Source organism: Pseudomonas aegrilactucae (genome assembly GCF_019168305.1).
In the GTDB taxonomy this organism is placed as follows: Bacteria; Pseudomonadota; Gammaproteobacteria; order Pseudomonadales; family Pseudomonadaceae; genus Aquipseudomonas; species Aquipseudomonas aegrilactucae.
Map to the genome: position 1 here is coordinate 1 of NZ_JAHTBI010000137.1, position 1,555 is coordinate 1,555.

Below are 1,555 nucleotides of genomic sequence, written 5' to 3' on the forward strand. Positions count from 1 at the left end.
TCCTCCTCGACCCACCCTCGGAACTTGAGCATGCTGCTGTGCAAGCCTCAACGCATGCGCACGGCTTCTAGCGGCAACAACTTTTTCCAGCCCGAGTGGATCAGCCCATTCGATAGGGTTTGGTGCGTATAAGTAGAGATTCAATCCACCCGAATAGCTAATCGGGTCCTGACTTATAAATGCTCCTACCCCCGGATCATAGTACCGATACCGGTTGTAATGCAGCCCAGTCTCACGATCGTGATACTGCCCCTGAAATCGTATCGGGTTGCTCAGCCCGATCTGCTTCGCCCAACCCGAGCGCCCCTCTTTTACCTCACCCGATCAGCCCCAGCAGTCCAGTCCAGGGCACGACCTGATCCATCTCGGCGAGGAAGCGTTCGCGGCGTGTCTGCTTGCGCTTGCCGGCATATTCGAAGTCGGAAAAGCTCATCTGGCTCATGGGTGGCTCGGATCAGGTGGTCAGGCGTATTTCAGCACATTTGGGGACTTGATCGGAGAATCCCTAAAGGCAGCTAACCCCAACCTAATAATCAGGACCTAGAACCAATAGTGACAAACACCTCTCCAGTCTCTTCATCATAAAAGTGCCGCGCCACTGCATACTCCACACCAAACTCGTTCACTATTTTAGCGTTCCAGCTTTCAGAAACGATTAGGGCAACTTCCATGGCTTGCTCCGAGGGAAGCTCATCAAAAACTCCCGTTATCTCTAGCAGGTTCATCCAGAACTGAGCTTCCTCGAGATTTTTGCTCAAACTCAAGTGGCGTTCAAACATCTCAGGATCGAACAGCTCAGCAACAAAAACCTTATCATTCAAAATATTGAAACTTGGCCATAAAAATCTTGCAAACCAAACGATGAAATCCGACGCCAGCTCGTGATTCACATAAATTGCCCTTACATAATCAATACCTGTTACAGCACAATCTTTATTGGCATCCACAAAAGAAGAGTAGTCAAATGATTTAATACTATCCACGTTAGTCACCTTTTGGGATATTCGTCTGTTGCTGGATGGCGCACGCGCCCTTTATCTATGAATACACGACCGTCTGGCCTGGTATTTTTCGTTGCTTCTTTTATGTTCGGCCTAGCAATATTTCCATGTTCTTTCCCCGACCCACGGTACTGCTTCCATGTGCCATCTCCGTAATGAGTCGTGTACTGGCCATCTACACCGGGACGCTCAATGATCGAATGCGGCCTTCCCTCTGCTGCTTCCATTGGCGCCGGTGGCTTGTTTCTAGACTTACATGCCTTTTCACAACCCTCTAAACCCAATGGATCTACCCAACCCACCGGATTTGGCGCGTATTGGTGCAGATTCAGCCCACCCGCATAGCTAATCGGGTCCTTGCTAACAAACCTCCCAACCCCCGGATCATAGTACCGATACCGATTGTAATGCAGCCCAGTCTCACGATCGTGATACTGCCCCTGAAACCGGATCGGATTGCTCAGCCCGATCTGCTTCGCCCAACCCGAGCGCTCCTCTCGTACCTCACCCCACGCCTTGTACTGCGCCGTCCATGCCACCTCGCCATTGTGGTC

Annotated in this window: 2 protein-coding genes and 2 pseudogenes; all 4 read right to left on the bottom strand. The window is 51.0% G+C overall.

Features of this window, described 5'->3' with window-relative positions; translation table 11 throughout:
• A pseudogene (locus KUO17_RS25795) lies at positions 1 to 321 on the bottom strand (RHS repeat-associated core domain-containing protein); the annotation flags it as partial.
• Position 322: 1 nt separating this feature from the next.
• Positions 323 to 442 (bottom strand): annotated as a pseudogene (locus KUO17_RS25800) (IS5/IS1182 family transposase); the annotation flags it as partial.
• Positions 443 to 533: 91 nt separating this feature from the next.
• A complete protein-coding gene (locus KUO17_RS25805; protein ID WP_217978384.1) occupies positions 534 to 983 on the bottom strand; it encodes a hypothetical protein in 450 nt (149 codons plus the stop codon).
• 5 nt (positions 984 to 988) lie between these two features.
• A partial coding sequence (locus KUO17_RS26885; protein ID WP_255263804.1) for an RHS repeat-associated core domain-containing protein occupies positions 989 to 1,555 on the bottom strand: 567 nt, incomplete at its 5' end.